The sequence below is a fragment of the Streptomyces glaucus genome (assembly GCF_039533365.1).
Classification (GTDB): Bacteria; Actinomycetota; Actinomycetes; order Streptomycetales; family Streptomycetaceae; genus Streptomyces; species Streptomyces glaucus.
The window spans coordinates 16,100-29,276 of sequence record NZ_BAAATK010000016.1 but is presented as its reverse complement, the minus strand read 5'-3'; the positions used below and the strand labels follow the sequence as shown (position 1 = coordinate 29,276).

Annotated in this window: 12 protein-coding genes; 11 read left to right on the top strand and 1 reads right to left on the bottom strand. The window is 72.2% G+C overall.

The genetic code is table 11. From position 1 onward, the window contains the following. Nucleotides 1-73: 73 nt before the first annotated feature. A complete protein-coding gene (locus tag ABD363_RS14415; protein ID WP_344603297.1) occupies nt 74-1,084 on the bottom strand; it encodes a LacI family DNA-binding transcriptional regulator in 1,011 nt (336 codons plus the stop codon). Between the two features lie 106 nt (nt 1,085-1,190). On the opposite strand from ABD363_RS14415, the gene ABD363_RS14410 reads away from it, so the two are divergent. The 11 genes from ABD363_RS14410 to ABD363_RS14360 all read left to right on the top strand — a co-directional run bounded on the left by ABD363_RS14410 (nt 1,191) and on the right by ABD363_RS14360 (nt 12,743). Then, the gene (locus ABD363_RS14410; RefSeq protein ID WP_344603295.1) at nt 1,191-2,450 is read left to right on the top strand and encodes an MFS transporter; all 1,260 of its coding nucleotides are present in this window, start codon (nt 1,191-1,193) and stop codon (nt 2,448-2,450) included. Between the two features lie 9 nt (nt 2,451-2,459). Continuing rightward, nucleotides 2,460-3,821, top strand: coding sequence for a Pup--protein ligase (pafA, locus tag ABD363_RS14405; RefSeq protein ID WP_344603293.1), 1,362 nt, complete (start codon nt 2,460-2,462; stop codon nt 3,819-3,821). A 153-nt stretch (nt 3,822-3,974) separates the two neighbouring features. Next, nucleotides 3,975-4,976, top strand: a complete 1,002-nt coding sequence (locus tag ABD363_RS14400; RefSeq protein ID WP_344603291.1) for an FKBP-type peptidyl-prolyl cis-trans isomerase — start codon at nt 3,975-3,977, stop codon at nt 4,974-4,976. A 60-nt stretch (nt 4,977-5,036) separates the two neighbouring features. Beyond that, nucleotides 5,037-5,408 carry an FKBP-type peptidyl-prolyl cis-trans isomerase gene (locus ABD363_RS14395; RefSeq protein WP_344603289.1) on the top strand — a complete coding sequence of 124 codons (372 nt, stop codon included), beginning with the start codon at nt 5,037-5,039 and terminating at the stop codon, nt 5,406-5,408. A gap of 127 nt (nt 5,409-5,535) precedes the next feature. Then, nucleotides 5,536-6,489 (top strand): helix-turn-helix transcriptional regulator, encoded by a 954-nt coding sequence (locus tag ABD363_RS14390; RefSeq protein WP_344603287.1) that lies wholly within the window; start codon nt 5,536-5,538, stop codon nt 6,487-6,489. Between the two features lie 18 nt (nt 6,490-6,507). Further along, nucleotides 6,508-7,539 carry a helix-turn-helix transcriptional regulator gene (locus ABD363_RS14385; protein ID WP_344603285.1) on the top strand — a complete coding sequence of 344 codons (1,032 nt, stop codon included), beginning with the start codon at nt 6,508-6,510 and terminating at the stop codon, nt 7,537-7,539. 118 nt (nt 7,540-7,657) lie between these two features. Continuing rightward, complete coding sequence (locus tag ABD363_RS14380) at nt 7,658-7,951, top strand: hypothetical protein (RefSeq protein WP_344603283.1); 294 nt, start codon at nt 7,658-7,660, stop codon at nt 7,949-7,951. A gap of 35 nt (nt 7,952-7,986) precedes the next feature. Continuing rightward, nucleotides 7,987-8,181 carry a hypothetical protein gene (locus tag ABD363_RS14375; RefSeq protein WP_344603281.1) on the top strand — a complete coding sequence of 65 codons (195 nt, stop codon included), beginning with the start codon at nt 7,987-7,989 and terminating at the stop codon, nt 8,179-8,181. 271 nt (nt 8,182-8,452) lie between these two features. Then, nucleotides 8,453-8,737, top strand: coding sequence for a Sec-independent protein translocase subunit TatA (gene tatA, locus ABD363_RS14370; RefSeq protein WP_344603279.1), 285 nt, complete (start codon nt 8,453-8,455; stop codon nt 8,735-8,737). A 48-nt stretch (nt 8,738-8,785) separates the two neighbouring features. Then, nucleotides 8,786-9,736, top strand: a complete 951-nt coding sequence (gene tatC, locus ABD363_RS14365; RefSeq protein ID WP_344603277.1) for a twin-arginine translocase subunit TatC — start codon at nt 8,786-8,788, stop codon at nt 9,734-9,736. A gap of 154 nt (nt 9,737-9,890) precedes the next feature. Next, on the top strand, nt 9,891-12,743 hold the full coding sequence (locus ABD363_RS14360) for a DEAD/DEAH box helicase (protein ID WP_344603275.1): 2,853 nt from the start codon (nt 9,891-9,893) through the stop codon (nt 12,741-12,743). Nucleotides 12,744-13,177 lie beyond the last annotated feature (434 nt).

Sequence of the window (13,177 nt, the reverse complement as noted above, 5' to 3'; positions counted from 1 at the left end):
CCTGGAAGGGGCGGCCGGGGCGAGGGCGCCCGCGGCCGCCCGGCGGGCCGGGGCCGCGCGAGGCGCCCGTCCGTCAGCGCGGCGGGGCCGTGGAGCCCCGTACCACCAGGCGCACCGGGATGTCGCCGGCCTCGGGGGTGCGGCCCTCCAGGACCGCCAGCAGGGCCCGCATGCCGCGTTCGCCGAAGAGCTCCGCGTCCAGGCGGACGGTGGTGAGCTCCGGGTCGATGGCCGTGGCGAGGGCGAGGTCGTCCAGCCCGGTCACCGACAGGTCGTCGGGGACGCGCAGGCCGAGGCGGCGGGCCGCCTTGTACGCGCCGGCGGCCAGTTTGTCGTCGTCGCAGACGACCGCGGTGGGGCGAGGACCGGGGGCGGCGAGGGCGGCCTCGGCGGCGGCGCGGGCGCCGTCGATGGAGATGGGGGCGCGGGCCGTGCGGAGCGAGGCGCCGGGGACACCGCCGACGCGGGCGGCCAGCTCGCGGGCGCGCACCTCGAAGGTCCAGGACGGCACGTCCGCGGCCAGGTGCAGGAAACGGCGGTGGCCGAGGGCCAGGAGGTGCTCCGCGATCTGGCGCACGCCGTCCGCGATGTCGAGGTTGACCGTGGCCGCGCCCAGGCTGCCCTCGGGATCGCTGTCCAGCATCACCAGGGGCAGCTGGTCGCCGCGGATCGCCGTGAGGGCGTCGGCCGCCATGGAGGAGGCGATGACGCCGTCCAGGGCGGCCTGGGCGGACGCGAAGGGGTCCCGGGCCGGGCCGATGCCCTCGGGGGAGGGGTAGAGGACCACGCCGAAGCCGTGCTCGGCGGCCACCCGGGCGGCGCCCGTGTAGACGCCGGCGAAGAACTCCGTCGTCAGGGCCGGCACGACCAGGAGCACCGTGCGGGTGCGGCCCAGGCGCAGATTGCGGGCCGCCAGGTTCGGACGGTAGCCCAGGTCACGCGCGGCCTCGCGGACGCGCTGCGCCGTGGCCTCCGAGACCCGGCCGCGCCACTTCCCGCCGAGGACCAGGGAGACCGCGGCCTGGGAGACGCCGGCGGCCTGGGCGACGTCCCGGCTGGTGGGGCGGGTGCTGCCTCGTGCCACCGTCGGCCTGCTCCTTCGTCTGGACGCGTGAACAGCGGACATGGTACGTATGAGAGGCGTAGTTATACGTAAAACTTGACGCGGGTGAGGCGAGGAAGGGCGGATCATGGCCGCGGGGTACCTGGAGATCCTCAGGGCGAGACACGCCGCCCGGCTGCTCGTCGGCACGCTCGTGGGACGGCTGCCCAACGCGACGGCCGCCATCGCGATCGTGCTGTTCGTCCGGGCGGAGGGCGGCACGTACAGCCTCGCGGGCGCGCTGGCGGCCGTGTACGGCGTCGCCAACGCCGTGGGACAGCCCGTCCTCGGGCGGCTCGTGGACCTGTACGGGCAGCCGCGCGTGCAGTTGCCCGCCGCGCTGGCCTCGGCGCTGGCCATGGCGGTCTTCGCCGGCACCGGCACCTCGGCGCTGCCGCTCGCCCACGCCGCCGTGGCGGCCGCCGGGCTCTTCACGCCGCCCCTGGAAGGCGGTCTGCGGGCGCTGTGGCCGAGCGTGCTGCGCAAGGAGGAGCAGGTGCACACGGCGTACGCCATGGACGCCGTCGCGCAGGAGGTGATGTTCACCGTCGGGCCGCTGCTCGTGACGCTGTGCGTGTCGCTGTGGTCGGCCCAGGCCGCGCTGCTGGTGCTGAACGTCGTCGGAGTGCTCGGGGCGCTCTGCGTGGTGCTGTCGCCGCCCTCGCGGGCCTGGCGGTCGGCGCCGCGCGAGGCGCACTGGCTCGGGGCGCTGCGCTCGCCGGGGCTGCTCGCGCTGCTGGGCGCGTTCCTGTTCGTCGGGATCGCCCTCGGGTCCATCACGGTGGCCGCGGTGCCGTACGCGGACGACCACGGCGGTGACGCGGTGTACGGCTGGCTGATGGCCGCCCTGGGGCTCGGCGCGCTCGTCGGCGGGAGCGTCTACGGGGCCCGGCGGTGGACCGGCGAGCCCGCGCGGCGACTGCGCGTCCTGGTGGCCCTGCTGGCGGTGTGCTACCTGCCGCTGACGCTGATGCCGGGCGTGGCGGCCATGGTGGCGCTCACCGCGCTCGCCGGGGTCTTCCTCGCGCCGTCCATCGCCTGCGCGTTCGTCCTGGTCGACCGGCACGCGCCGCGCGGCACGGTCACCGAGGCGTTCTCCTGGCTGGTGACGATGTTCACGGTGGGTCACTCCGTCGGCACGGGGATCGCCGGCCCGGTCGTCGAGGCGGGCGGGGCCCTGTGGGGATTCGCCGTGCCGGGTGTCGCGGGAGGCGTGTCCCTGCTGGTTCTGCTGGCCACCGGACGGGTGCTCGGCGCGCCCGCAGGACGAGCGGTGATTGCGGCACGTTCGGAAAATGATCCAAATCGTGCCGTCGAACCCCGTTTCAGTTCCGGGGATCAGGCGTAATGTTCCCTCATGGACCGCCGCATTTTCGGGCTGGAGAACGAGTACGGCGTCACGTGCACGTTCAGGGGACAGCGCCGTCTGTCGCCTGACGAGGTGGCGCGGTACCTCTTCCGCCGTGTCGTGTCATGGGGCCGCAGCAGCAATGTCTTCCTGCGCAACGGCGCCCGCCTCTATCTCGACGTGGGGTCGCATCCGGAATACGCCACTCCCGAATGTGACAACGTGATCGAACTCGTCACCCACGACAAGGCGGGCGAGCGCATTCTCGAGGGACTCCTGGTGGACGCGGAACGACGCCTGCACGAGGAGGGAATCGCGGGCGACGTCTACCTCTTCAAGAACAACACCGACTCGGCGGGAAACTCCTACGGCTGCCACGAGAACTACCTGGTGGCCCGGCACGGGGAGTTCTCGCGGCTCGCGGACATCCTCATCCCGTTCCTGGTGACCAGGCAGCTGCTGTGCGGCGCGGGCAAGGTGCTGCAGACGCCGCGCGGTGCCGTGTACTGCGTCAGCCAGCGGGCCGAGCACATCTGGGAGGGCGTCTCCTCGGCGACGACCCGCTCCCGGCCGATCATCAACACCCGCGACGAACCGCACGCGGACGCCGAGCGCTACCGCCGGCTGCACGTCATCGTCGGCGACTCGAACATGTCCGAGACGACCATGCTGCTCAAGGTCGGGGCCACCGACCTGGTGCTGCGCATGATCGAGGCGGGCACCGTGATGCGCGACCTCACCCTGGAGAACCCGATCCGGGCGATCCGCGAGGTCAGCCACGACATCACCGGCCGCCGCAAGGTCCGCCTGGCCAGCGGCCGCGAGGCCTCCGCCCTGGAGGTGCAGCGCGAGTACTACGAGAAGGCGCTGGACTTCTGCGAGCGCCGCGGCATCCGCACCGGCACGGTGGAGCAGGTGCTGGAACTGTGGGGCCGCACGCTGGACGCGATCGAGACCGAGGACCTCGACCGCATCGGCACCGAGATCGACTGGGTCATGAAGTACAAGCTCATCGAGCGGTACCGCAGCAAGCACAACATGACCATGTCGCATCCGCGGGTCGCGCAGATAGACCTCGCCTATCACGACATCCACCGCCGTCGCGGCCTGTACTACCTGCTGGAGAAGAAGGGGCAGGCCGCCCGGATCTGCAACGACCTGAAGATCTTCGAAGGCAAGTCGGTGCCGCCGCAGACCACGCGGGCGCGGCTGCGCGGCGACTTCATCCGGCGGGCCCAGGAACAGCGCCGCGACTTCACCGTCGACTGGGTCCATCTCAAGCTCAACGACCAGGCCCAGCGCACGGTGCTGTGCAAGGACCCGTTCCGTTCCGTGGACGACCGGGTGGAGAAGCTGATCGCCGGAATGTGAGGCGGCGAGCGGGACACCCGACGTGGGGCACGTGCTCCGCGCGGCATGCCGGAACGCCACACGGGCGTCGTACGTTTCCCGTACGGCGCCCTTCTCACGCCGTAGAGTTGCGCGCACGTCATCCACAAGATCGATCGATTACGAGGCCCCATCGTGCGCCGACGCTCACTTCTGATTGCCGTACCCACAGGACTGGTCACGCTCGCCGCATGCGGCGACGAAGGGTCCGACTCGAGCAAGGCCACCGACAGCGCCTCCCCCTCGGCGTCGGCCACCTCGGCCGCGCCGCCGCCGAAGATCGTCGACGGCCCGCTGCCGGCGATCACCGCGGGCCGGAAGTTCGGTGAGAAGCCGACGGTCGCCAAGGGCGGCGGCGAGCCGTCGGAGCAGCTCGCGGTGAAGACGGTCATCGCGGGCAGCGGCAGGACGGTGGCCGAGAACGACTACGTCGTGGCCCACTACCTCGGCCAGATCTGGGACTCCGCGAAGGTCTTCGACAACTCCTACGACCGCAGGACCCGCCTGGTCATCCAGCTCGCCCAGGGCAGCATCATCGACGGCTGGCGCTACGCCCTGACCGGCAGGAAGACCGGCAGCCGCGTCGAGATGGCCGTCCCGCCCACCTGGGGCTACGGCTCGCAGGGCAACCAGCAGGCGGGCATCGAGGGCACCGACACGCTGGTGTTCGTGGTCGACGTGCAGGACGCCTTCAACGCCAGGAGCTCGGCGAAGGGCACCGAGGTCGCCCAGGACGACATCGGCCTGCCCAAGGTCGGCACCAACACCGACGGCGCGGCGCCCGCCATCGAGGTCCCCCGGAGCGACGCGCCGAAGAAGCTGGTGGCGAACTACGTCATCGAGGGCGACGGCGAGAAGGTCGCCGCCACCGACAGCGTCCTCGTGCAGTACAAGGGCGTGTTGTGGGACGGGGGCAAGGAGTTCGACTCGTCGTACGCCAACAAGCAGCTGGTGTCGTTCGGGCTCCAGCAGGTCGTCAAGGGCTGGGCGCAGGGCCTGACCGGCAAGAAGGTCGGCAGCCGGGTCCTCATCGTCGTCCCCCCGGAGCTGGGCTACGGAGACAATCCGCCGGCCGGCAGCGGTATCGCGAAGGACTCCACCCTGGTCTTCTCGGTCGACATCCTGGCGAAGATGTGATCCCCGGGGATGTAAGACTGTGGGTGTTCGCCTTTCCGCAGACAAGCAGGAGCTAGAGACGTGAGCATCGACAAGCCCGAGATCGACTTCCCGGGCGGCGAGCCCCCGGCGGATCTCGAGATCAAGGACATCTGGGAAGGCGACGGCCCGGTCGCGCAGGCGGGCCAGACCGTCACCGTGCACTACGTCGGTGTCGCCTTCAGCACGGGCGAGGAGTTCGACGCCAGCTGGAACCGAGGCACCCCCTTCCGCTTCCCGCTGGGCGCGGGCCGGGTCATCAAGGGCTGGGACCTGGGCGTGCAGGGCATGAAGGTCGGCGGCCGCCGCCAGCTGACCATCCCCGCCCACCTCGCCTACGGCAACCAGAGCCCGACCCCGGCGATCAAGCCCGGCGAGACCCTGATCTTCGTGGTCGACCTGCTCGGCGTCTGACCAGGACCCGGCCGGACCGATCACCCGGGGCCCATGTCCGTCCGGGCATGGGCCCTCGGCTTTTGCCGTGCCGCCGTGGAGCGGTACGGTCGTCGGTCGTAAGCACCACAGGAAGCGAAGGGCGTCGATGGCCATTGCCAAGGCCGAGCGGCTGATGAATCTGGCGCTGTGTCTGCTCGGGACGCGGCGGCCGCTCAGCAAGCGCGAGCTGCGCGAGTCCATCGAGGCCTACCTCGAAGCGGGCAGCGACGACTCCTTCAACCGGATGTTCGAGCGGGACAAGGACGACCTGCGCGAGCTCGGGCTGGTCATCGAGACCGTCGAGGGCCTGGACGGCGAGGTCGGCTACCTGGCCCGCCGTGACAGCAACCGCCTTCCGCCCATCACCCTCGACGCCGAGGAGGCCGCCGCGCTGGGGCTCGCCGCCAAGGTGTGGCAGCAGGCCCGGCTCGCGGGCGCGGCCAGCGGAGCCCTGCAGAAGCTGCGCGCGGCCGGACTGCCCGAGGACGTCGACCCCTACGAGGCCCACGGCGCGCTGGAGCCCCGCATCCCGGTGCACGAGGCCGCCTTCGAGCCGCTGATGCTGGCCTGCCGCGACCGCCGCCCGGTCGTCTTCGAGTACCGCAAGGCCACCGCCGCCCACCCCGAGGCCCGGCACGTCGAGCCGTGGGCGCTGGAGTGCTGGCGCGGCCACTGGTACCTGGCGGGCTGGGACCGCGACCGGGGCGCCGAGCGCGTGTTCCGGCTGTCCCGGATCACGGGGAAGGTGCGTTCGCGCGGCGGCCGGTTCACCGCTCCCGTCCCGGACGTCGTCACCGTCCGGGAGACCGTCGCGAGCTGGGCCGGGGAGATCGCCGACCGCTCCGCGCGGATCCGGCTGCGCTCGGGCGCCGGCTACCCCCTTCGGGCGAAGGCCACCTCGGTGCGGGAACTCGGCGACGGCTGGGACGAGTTGGAGATTCCGTACGGGCACGGTCTGGACGCCTGGCTGGTGGAGTTCGGGCCGGACGTGGTGGTCCTGGAGCCGGCCGAGCTGCGGGCCGACGTGGTGGACCGGCTGCGCGCCGTCGCCAAGGGCTGAGGGGGAGCGGGAGACACAGTGGCAGGCAAACCGGTCAGGCCCACGAACGCCATCGACCAGACCCGGCGGATGCTCTCCCTGGTGACGTACCTCAGGGAGCGCCCCGGGGCCCGGGTCGAGGACGTGGCGCGCGCCTTCGGGATCACCGAGGACGAGCTGGTCTCCGACCTCGACGTGCTGCCCATGTGCGGCACCAGCTTCCGCGGCGGCGACCTGCTCGACATCGACACCGACGGCGAGCGCATCTGGTGGCACAACCCCGACGACGTCGCGGAGCCGCTGCGGCTCGCCGCCGACGAGGCCACCGCCCTGCTCGTCGCCGCCCGCGCCGTGGCGACGCTGCCCGGTCTGCGCGAGAGCGACCGGCAGGCGCTGCTGCGGGCCACGGCCAAGGTGGAGGCCGCGGCCGGCGAGGCGGCCGGCGCCAGCTCCCGCCTGTCGGTGACCTTCGAGTCCGAGGGCGGCGTCTTCGCCGACGTAGACCGGGCGATCTCCGAGCGGCGCCGGCTGTGGATCCGCTACTACTCGCCCGCCCGCGACGAGGTCACCGAGCGCGAGATCGACCCGATCCGCCTGGTCAGCGTCGGACACACCTACGTGGAGGCCTGGTGCCGCCGCTCCGAGGCGCGCCGCACCTTCCGGCTCGACCGGGTCGCGGAGATCAGGATCCTGGACGAGCCGTCCGCGCCGCCCGAGATCGAGCTGCGGGACCTGTCCGAGGGGCTGGTGCAGCCGGCCGCCGAGGACCCGCAGGTCGTCGTGGAGGTCGGCCCGGGCGGACGCTGGGTCGCCGAGTACTACCCGCACGACAGCGCGGAAGAGCTCGCCGACGGAGGTCTGCGCATCACGCTGCGCACCCCCGACCCGGCGTCGCTCAGACGCCTGGCGCTCCGGCTCGGACGCGACGGCCGGATCGTCTCGCCGCCCGAGCTCGCCGACAGCGCCCGCCGGGCGGCCCGCGAGGCACTGGCGGCGTACGACGGGATCGAGGCGCGGGAGCCGCGCGGAGCGCGGGCGGCCCACGACGGGCAGGACGACGGGCGCGAGTGAGCGCGCCGGTGCCGGGGCCGGAACGGGCGAAGGCACCACAGGACCGAGGACGGCCGCCCCGCCGGCACCGGCGGTGGCGTCCCGGAGGCGAACGACCGGAAAAAGGGGAGCGAGGGCTTTGAGCGAGTCTGCGAAGTCTGGTACGCGGGGCATGACGGTGGCGTCCGCGTTCGCCGGGATGAGAAGCGTGTCCCCGGTGGTGTTCAGGGCGGGCTGCCCCGACTGCCGGGGCCGCTTCGAGCTCGCCGCGAGCGCTCTGCGCCTGGCCATCGGCGCCTCCAGCCGCACCACCTTCTACTCCTTCACCTGCCCCGAGTGCGGTGTCCTGGTCCGCAAGCCGGCGGGGGAGCGGATCGTGGAGCTGCTCACCGGGGGCGGTGTGCGGACCCTGCGCCTGCATTCCACCCTCTGAGGGCCGGGCCGGGGAAAGGGTCTAGGCTCGACGCCATGTTCTGGCCGATGTTCGCGGTAGCTGTGGGTTTCCTGGGTCTCGCGGTGCTCGGGGTGCTGGCCGTGCGGGTCTTCGTGGAGGCGCAGCGCCTCGGCCGGCAGGTCTCCGACTCCGCGCGCCGTATCAACCGGGCCGCCGAGGACCTGGAGCGCGCCGCGGCCGCCGCGGGCCGCGCCGTGGACGCGCTGTGAGGCGCACCACCGGTGGCTGCGAGTCCCGCGGGACAGGCGCTCCGGGCCGCTTCACCCTGTCGGCTTGCCGGTTCCGGCAGGTACGCTGCTGATCGCGGCCCGGAGAACGAGGCCCGGACCGCGGACGGGAGTACGCACAGGGGTTGCACGGGGATTGCCCCCCGTTCACCCCCCGGCGTTACGATCGCTGACAACGCGATCGGATCGGACATATGTCCGACCGGTCGGACAGCACCCCACCCAAGCCGCCTCGGTGAGAAGGTAAAGACTTATGTTCGGAAGGCTCGGAGCCCCCGAGATCATTCTCATCCTCGTCGTCATCATCCTGCTGTTCGGCGCGAAGAAGCTTCCGGACATGGCGCGGTCGCTCGGCAAGTCCGCGCGCATCCTCAAGAGCGAGGCCAAGGCGATGAAGGAGGAGAGCAAGACCTCCCCCGCCCCGGCCGGCCCGCCCGCCGGCGAGGAGCCGCCCGCGCAGCGCACCATCCAGGCCGCTCCCGGCGACGTGACGAGCTCGCGCCCGGTCACGGAGCCGACGGACACGACCAAGCGCTGACCTGGAGCCGGTGACCTCCGGCCCCGCCGTACGAGATGGGAACGTGGGTTGCTGAAGCCTGCCCGCAAGAAGGAGAAGGATCCCGAGGGGCGGATGCCCCTCGCGGAACACCTGCGTGAGCTCCGCAACCGGCTGGCGAAAGCCGTTCTGGCCATCGTCGTCGTCACCGTCGTGGCCGCCTTCTTCTACAACGACATCATCAACTTCTTCACCAAGCCGATCCTGGAGTCGGTCGGCTGCTCGAAGACCTTCGAGGAACTGGCACGGCCTTCCTCCGGCACCGAGCCGTGCGCGCAGATCACGATCAACGGTCTGATCACGCCGTTCACCCTGGCGCTGAAGGTGTCCCTGATGGCCGGTGTGGTGCTGGCCGCGCCGGTCTGGCTCTACCAGCTGTGGGCGTTCGTCGCCCCCGGCCTGCACCGGCACGAGAAGAAGTACGCCTACGCCTTCGTCGGCACGGGTTTCCCGCTCTTCCTCACCGGTGCCTTCTTCGCGTACAAGGTGCTGCCCACCACCGCGGAAGTGCTGATCGACTTCACGCCGGTCAACATCGACAACCTGCTGCCGCTCGACGACCTGCTCGACCTCGTCACGCGCATGGTCATCGTCTTCGGCCTCTCCTTCGAGCTGCCCCTGCTGCTGGTCATGCTCAACTTCTCCGGGGCCATCTCCGGCCGGCGCATGCTCGGCTGGTGGCGCGGCATGATCATGGGCATCACGCTCTTCGCGGCCATCGCCACGCCCAGCACCGACCCGTTGACCATGGTGATGCTCGCCGGACCGATCTGGGTCCTGTACTTCGCCGCCGTGGCCGTCGCGCTGCTCAACGACCGGCGCCGGCGCCGCCGCGAGGCCCTGGGCCCCGCCGACGACGAGGCCTCCGAGCTGGACCTCACCCCCGAGGACATCGGCGGGATCGAGCCCGTGACGGCCACCCCCGCCCTGCCGGAGCAGGCGGGCCGGGACCGGGTCAACGGGTACGACGACGTGACCTGAGCCGTTCCCGCCCGGCCGCTCCGGCTGCCGGAGCGGCCGTCCCCCGCCTGCGGCCGGGGCCGGTGCCCCCGGTCCCGGCCCCGCGGGCGGCACGGGCCGGGCCGCCGGTGCTGAGCTGCGAGGATCCGGGATCCGCCGGAACCGGATCCGGATAATGATCGTCCTGTTGTCGGTGGTGCCCGGTACGCTCGAAAGTACGATGACAGAGGACCTCTCTCCGGCCGAGCGGTACGCGGCAGCACGCAGGCGCGCTGCCGAGCAGGCCACCGCGCTCGCCTCCTTCCGCGAGATGTACGACTTCGGCCTCGACCCCTTCCAGATCGAGGCCTGCCAGGCACTCGAGGCGGGGAAGGGCGTCCTGGTCGCCGCGCCCACCGGCTCCGGCAAGACGATCGTGGGCGAGTTCGCCGTCCACCTCGCCCTGCAGCAGGGCAAGAAGTGCTTCTACACGACACCCATCAAGGCGCTGTCGAACCAGAAGTACGCCGACCTGTGCCGTCGCTACGGCACCGGCAAGGTGGGCCTGCTCACCGGCGACAACAGCGTCAACTCCGACGCCCCGGTGGTCGTGATGACCACGGAGGTGCTGCGGAACATGCTGTACGCCGGCTCGCAGACCCTCCTCGGCCTCGGCTACGTGGTCATGGACGAGGTGCACTACCTCTCCGACCGCTTCCGGGGCGCCGTCTGGGAGGAAGTGATCATCCACCTTCCCGAGTCGGTGACGCTGGTGTCGCTGTCCGCGACCGTGTCGAACGCCGAGGAGTTCGGCGACTGGCTCGACACCGTCCGCGGCGACACCGAGGTCATCGTCTCCGAACACCGGCCCGTGCCGCTGTTCCAGCACGTGCTGGCCGGACGCCGGATGTACGACCTGTTCGAGGAGGGCGAGGGCCACAAGAAGGCCGTCAACCCCGACCTCGTGCGGATGGCGCGCATGGAGGCGAGCCGCCCGTCGTACCCGGACCGGCGGCGGGGCCGCGCCATGCGCGAGGCCGACCGCGAGCGGGAGCGCAGACAGCGGACGCGGGTGTGGACGCCGAGCCGGCCCGAGGTCATCGAGCGCCTGGACGCCGAGGGCCTGCTGCCCGCGATCACCTTCATCTTCAGCCGCGCCGCCTGCGAGGCTGCCGTCCAGCAGTGCCTGTACGCAGGCCTGAGGCTCAACGACCAGGAGGAGCGGGAGCAGGTCCGCGCCCTGGTCGAGGAGCGCACCTCCGCCATCCCGCCCGAGGACCTGCACGTCCTGGGCTACTACGAGTGGCTGGAGGGCCTGGAGCGCGGGATCGCCGCCCACCACGCGGGCATGCTGCCGACGTTCAAGGAGGTCGTCGAGGAGCTGTTCGTGCGCGGCCTGGTCAAGGCCGTCTTCGCCACCGAGACCCTCGCCCTCGGCATCAACATGCCGGCCCGTTCGGTGGTGCTGGAAAAGCTCGTCAAGTGGAACGGCGAGCAGCACGCCGACATCACCCCCGGCGAGTTCACCCAGCTCACGGGGCGTGCCGGGCGGCGGGGCATCGACGTCGAGGGCCACGCCGTGGTGCTCTGGCAGCGCGGCATGAACCCCGAGCACCTGGCGGGGCTGGCCGGCACGCGGACCTATCCGCTGCGCTCCAGCTTCAAGCCGTCGTACAACATGGCGGTCAACCTGGTCGAGCAGTTCGGCCGGCACCGCTCGCGGGAGCTGCTGGAGACCTCCTTCGCGCAGTTCCAGGCGGACAAGTCGGTCGTCGGGATCTCGCGGCAGGTGCAGCGCAACGAGGAGGGGCTGGAGGGCTACAAGGCCTCCATGACCTGCCACCTCGGCGACTTCGAGGAGTACGCGCGGCTGCGCCGCGAACTGAAGGACCGCGAGACCGAGCTGGCCCGGCAGGGCGCGGTCCAGCGGCGGACGGAAGCGGCCGTCGCGCTGGAGAGGCTGAAGCCCGGCGACGTCATCCACGTCCCCACCGGCAAGTACGCCGGTCTCGCGCTGGTCCTGGACCCGGGCCTGCCCGCCGGCCGTTCCAACGGCCACCGCGGCTTCGAGCACCACGACGGTCCGCGCCCGCTGGTGCTCACCGCCGAGCGGCAGGTCAAGCGGCTGGCGTCCATCGACTTCCCCGTTCCGGTCGAGCCGCTGGAGCGGATGCGGATCCCGAAGTCCTTCAACCCGCGCTCGCCGCAGTCCCGCCGGGACCTCGCCTCCGCGCTGCGCAGCAAGGCCGGGCACATCGAGCCCGAGCGGCACCGCAAGCGCCGGGCCGTCGCCGCGGACGACCGGGAGATCGCGCGGTTGCGCAAGGCGATCCGCGCGCATCCCTGCCACGGGTGCAACGACCGGGAGGACCACGCCCGCTGGGCCGAGCGCTACTACCGGCTGCTGCGGGACACCTCGCAGCTGGAACGGCGCATCGAGGGACGGACGAACACGATCGCCCGTACGTTCGACCGGATCGTGGCGCTGCTGACCGAGCTGGACTACCTGCGCGGTGACGAGGTGACCGAGCACGGCAAGCGGCTCGCGCGCCTGTACGGCGAGCTGGACCTGCTGGCCAGCGAGTGCCTGCGCGCGGGCGTCTGGGAGGGGCTCGCCCCGGCGGAGCTCGCCGCCTGCGTCTCGGCGCTGGTGTACGAGGCGCGGGCCGCCGACGACGCGATGGCGCCGAAGCTGCCGTCCGGCAAGGCCAAGGCCGCGCTCGGCGAGATGGTCCGGATCTGGGGGCGCCTCGACGCCCTGGAGGAGGAGTTCCGGATCCGGCAGACCGAGGGCGTGGGGCAGCGCGAGCCGGATCTCGGGTTCGCCTGGGCCGCGTACATGTGGGCCTCCGGGAAGGGACTCGACGAGGTGCTGCGCGAGGCGGAGATGCCCGCCGGGGACTTCGTGCGGTGGTGCAAGCAGGTGATCGACGTGCTCGGCCAGATCTCCGCGGCGGCCCCCGCGGAGGGGTCCAGCGTGCCGAAGGCCGCGCGCAAGGCGGTCGACGGGCTGCTGCGGGGAGTGGTCGCCTACTCGTCGGTGGGGTGACCCGCCGCCCGGCACGGATCCGGGCCGGGGCGCCGGCGGGAGCGACGGCTCGCCCCGCTCCCGGAGCCCCGCGGTCACGCCGCCCCCGCGGACGCGTCCGTGGGGGCGCCGCCGTGGAGCCGCTGCGCGGCGGCCCGCGCAGGCCCGGCGTGGCCGCGTCCGCTGCCCGCGTGCGCGCCGGCCTGCACGCCGTACGGACCCGCCTCGAGGACGTCCCGGGCGGGGCGCGGCGCCCGGCACGCGCGCTCGCCGTGGCGTCGGGACCGCCCGTCCTCGTATGCCCGGTAGGCGGAGAGCCGCCCCCGCGTGCGGGGCGTCACCGGGAAGCGCGGGGCTCGCGGGCGGGCCCCGCACTCGCTCTCCTCCCGGAGCCGGCCGCCGGTGTCCTCCTCGGACATCCTTCTCGCGTCGGCCCCGGACAACCGCCGCCGGGG

What these genes read in the sequence shown, in the direction of transcription:
- ABD363_RS14410 (WP_344603295.1), top strand. Translation starts at nt 1,191, where the DNA reads ATGGCCGCGGGGTACCTGGAGATCCTCAGGGCGAGACACGCCGCCCGG.
- ABD363_RS14390 (WP_344603287.1), top strand. Translation starts at nt 5,536, where the DNA reads ATGGCCATTGCCAAGGCCGAGCGGCTGATGAATCTGGCGCTGTGTCTG.
- ABD363_RS14360 (WP_344603275.1), top strand. Translation starts at nt 9,891, where the DNA reads ATGATCGTCCTGTTGTCGGTGGTGCCCGGTACGCTCGAAAGTACGATG.
- pafA (WP_344603293.1), top strand. Translation starts at nt 2,460, where the DNA reads ATGGACCGCCGCATTTTCGGGCTGGAGAACGAGTACGGCGTCACGTGC.
- ABD363_RS14375 (WP_344603281.1), top strand. Translation starts at nt 7,987, where the DNA reads ATGTTCTGGCCGATGTTCGCGGTAGCTGTGGGTTTCCTGGGTCTCGCG.
- tatA (WP_344603279.1), top strand. Translation starts at nt 8,453, where the DNA reads ATGTTCGGAAGGCTCGGAGCCCCCGAGATCATTCTCATCCTCGTCGTC.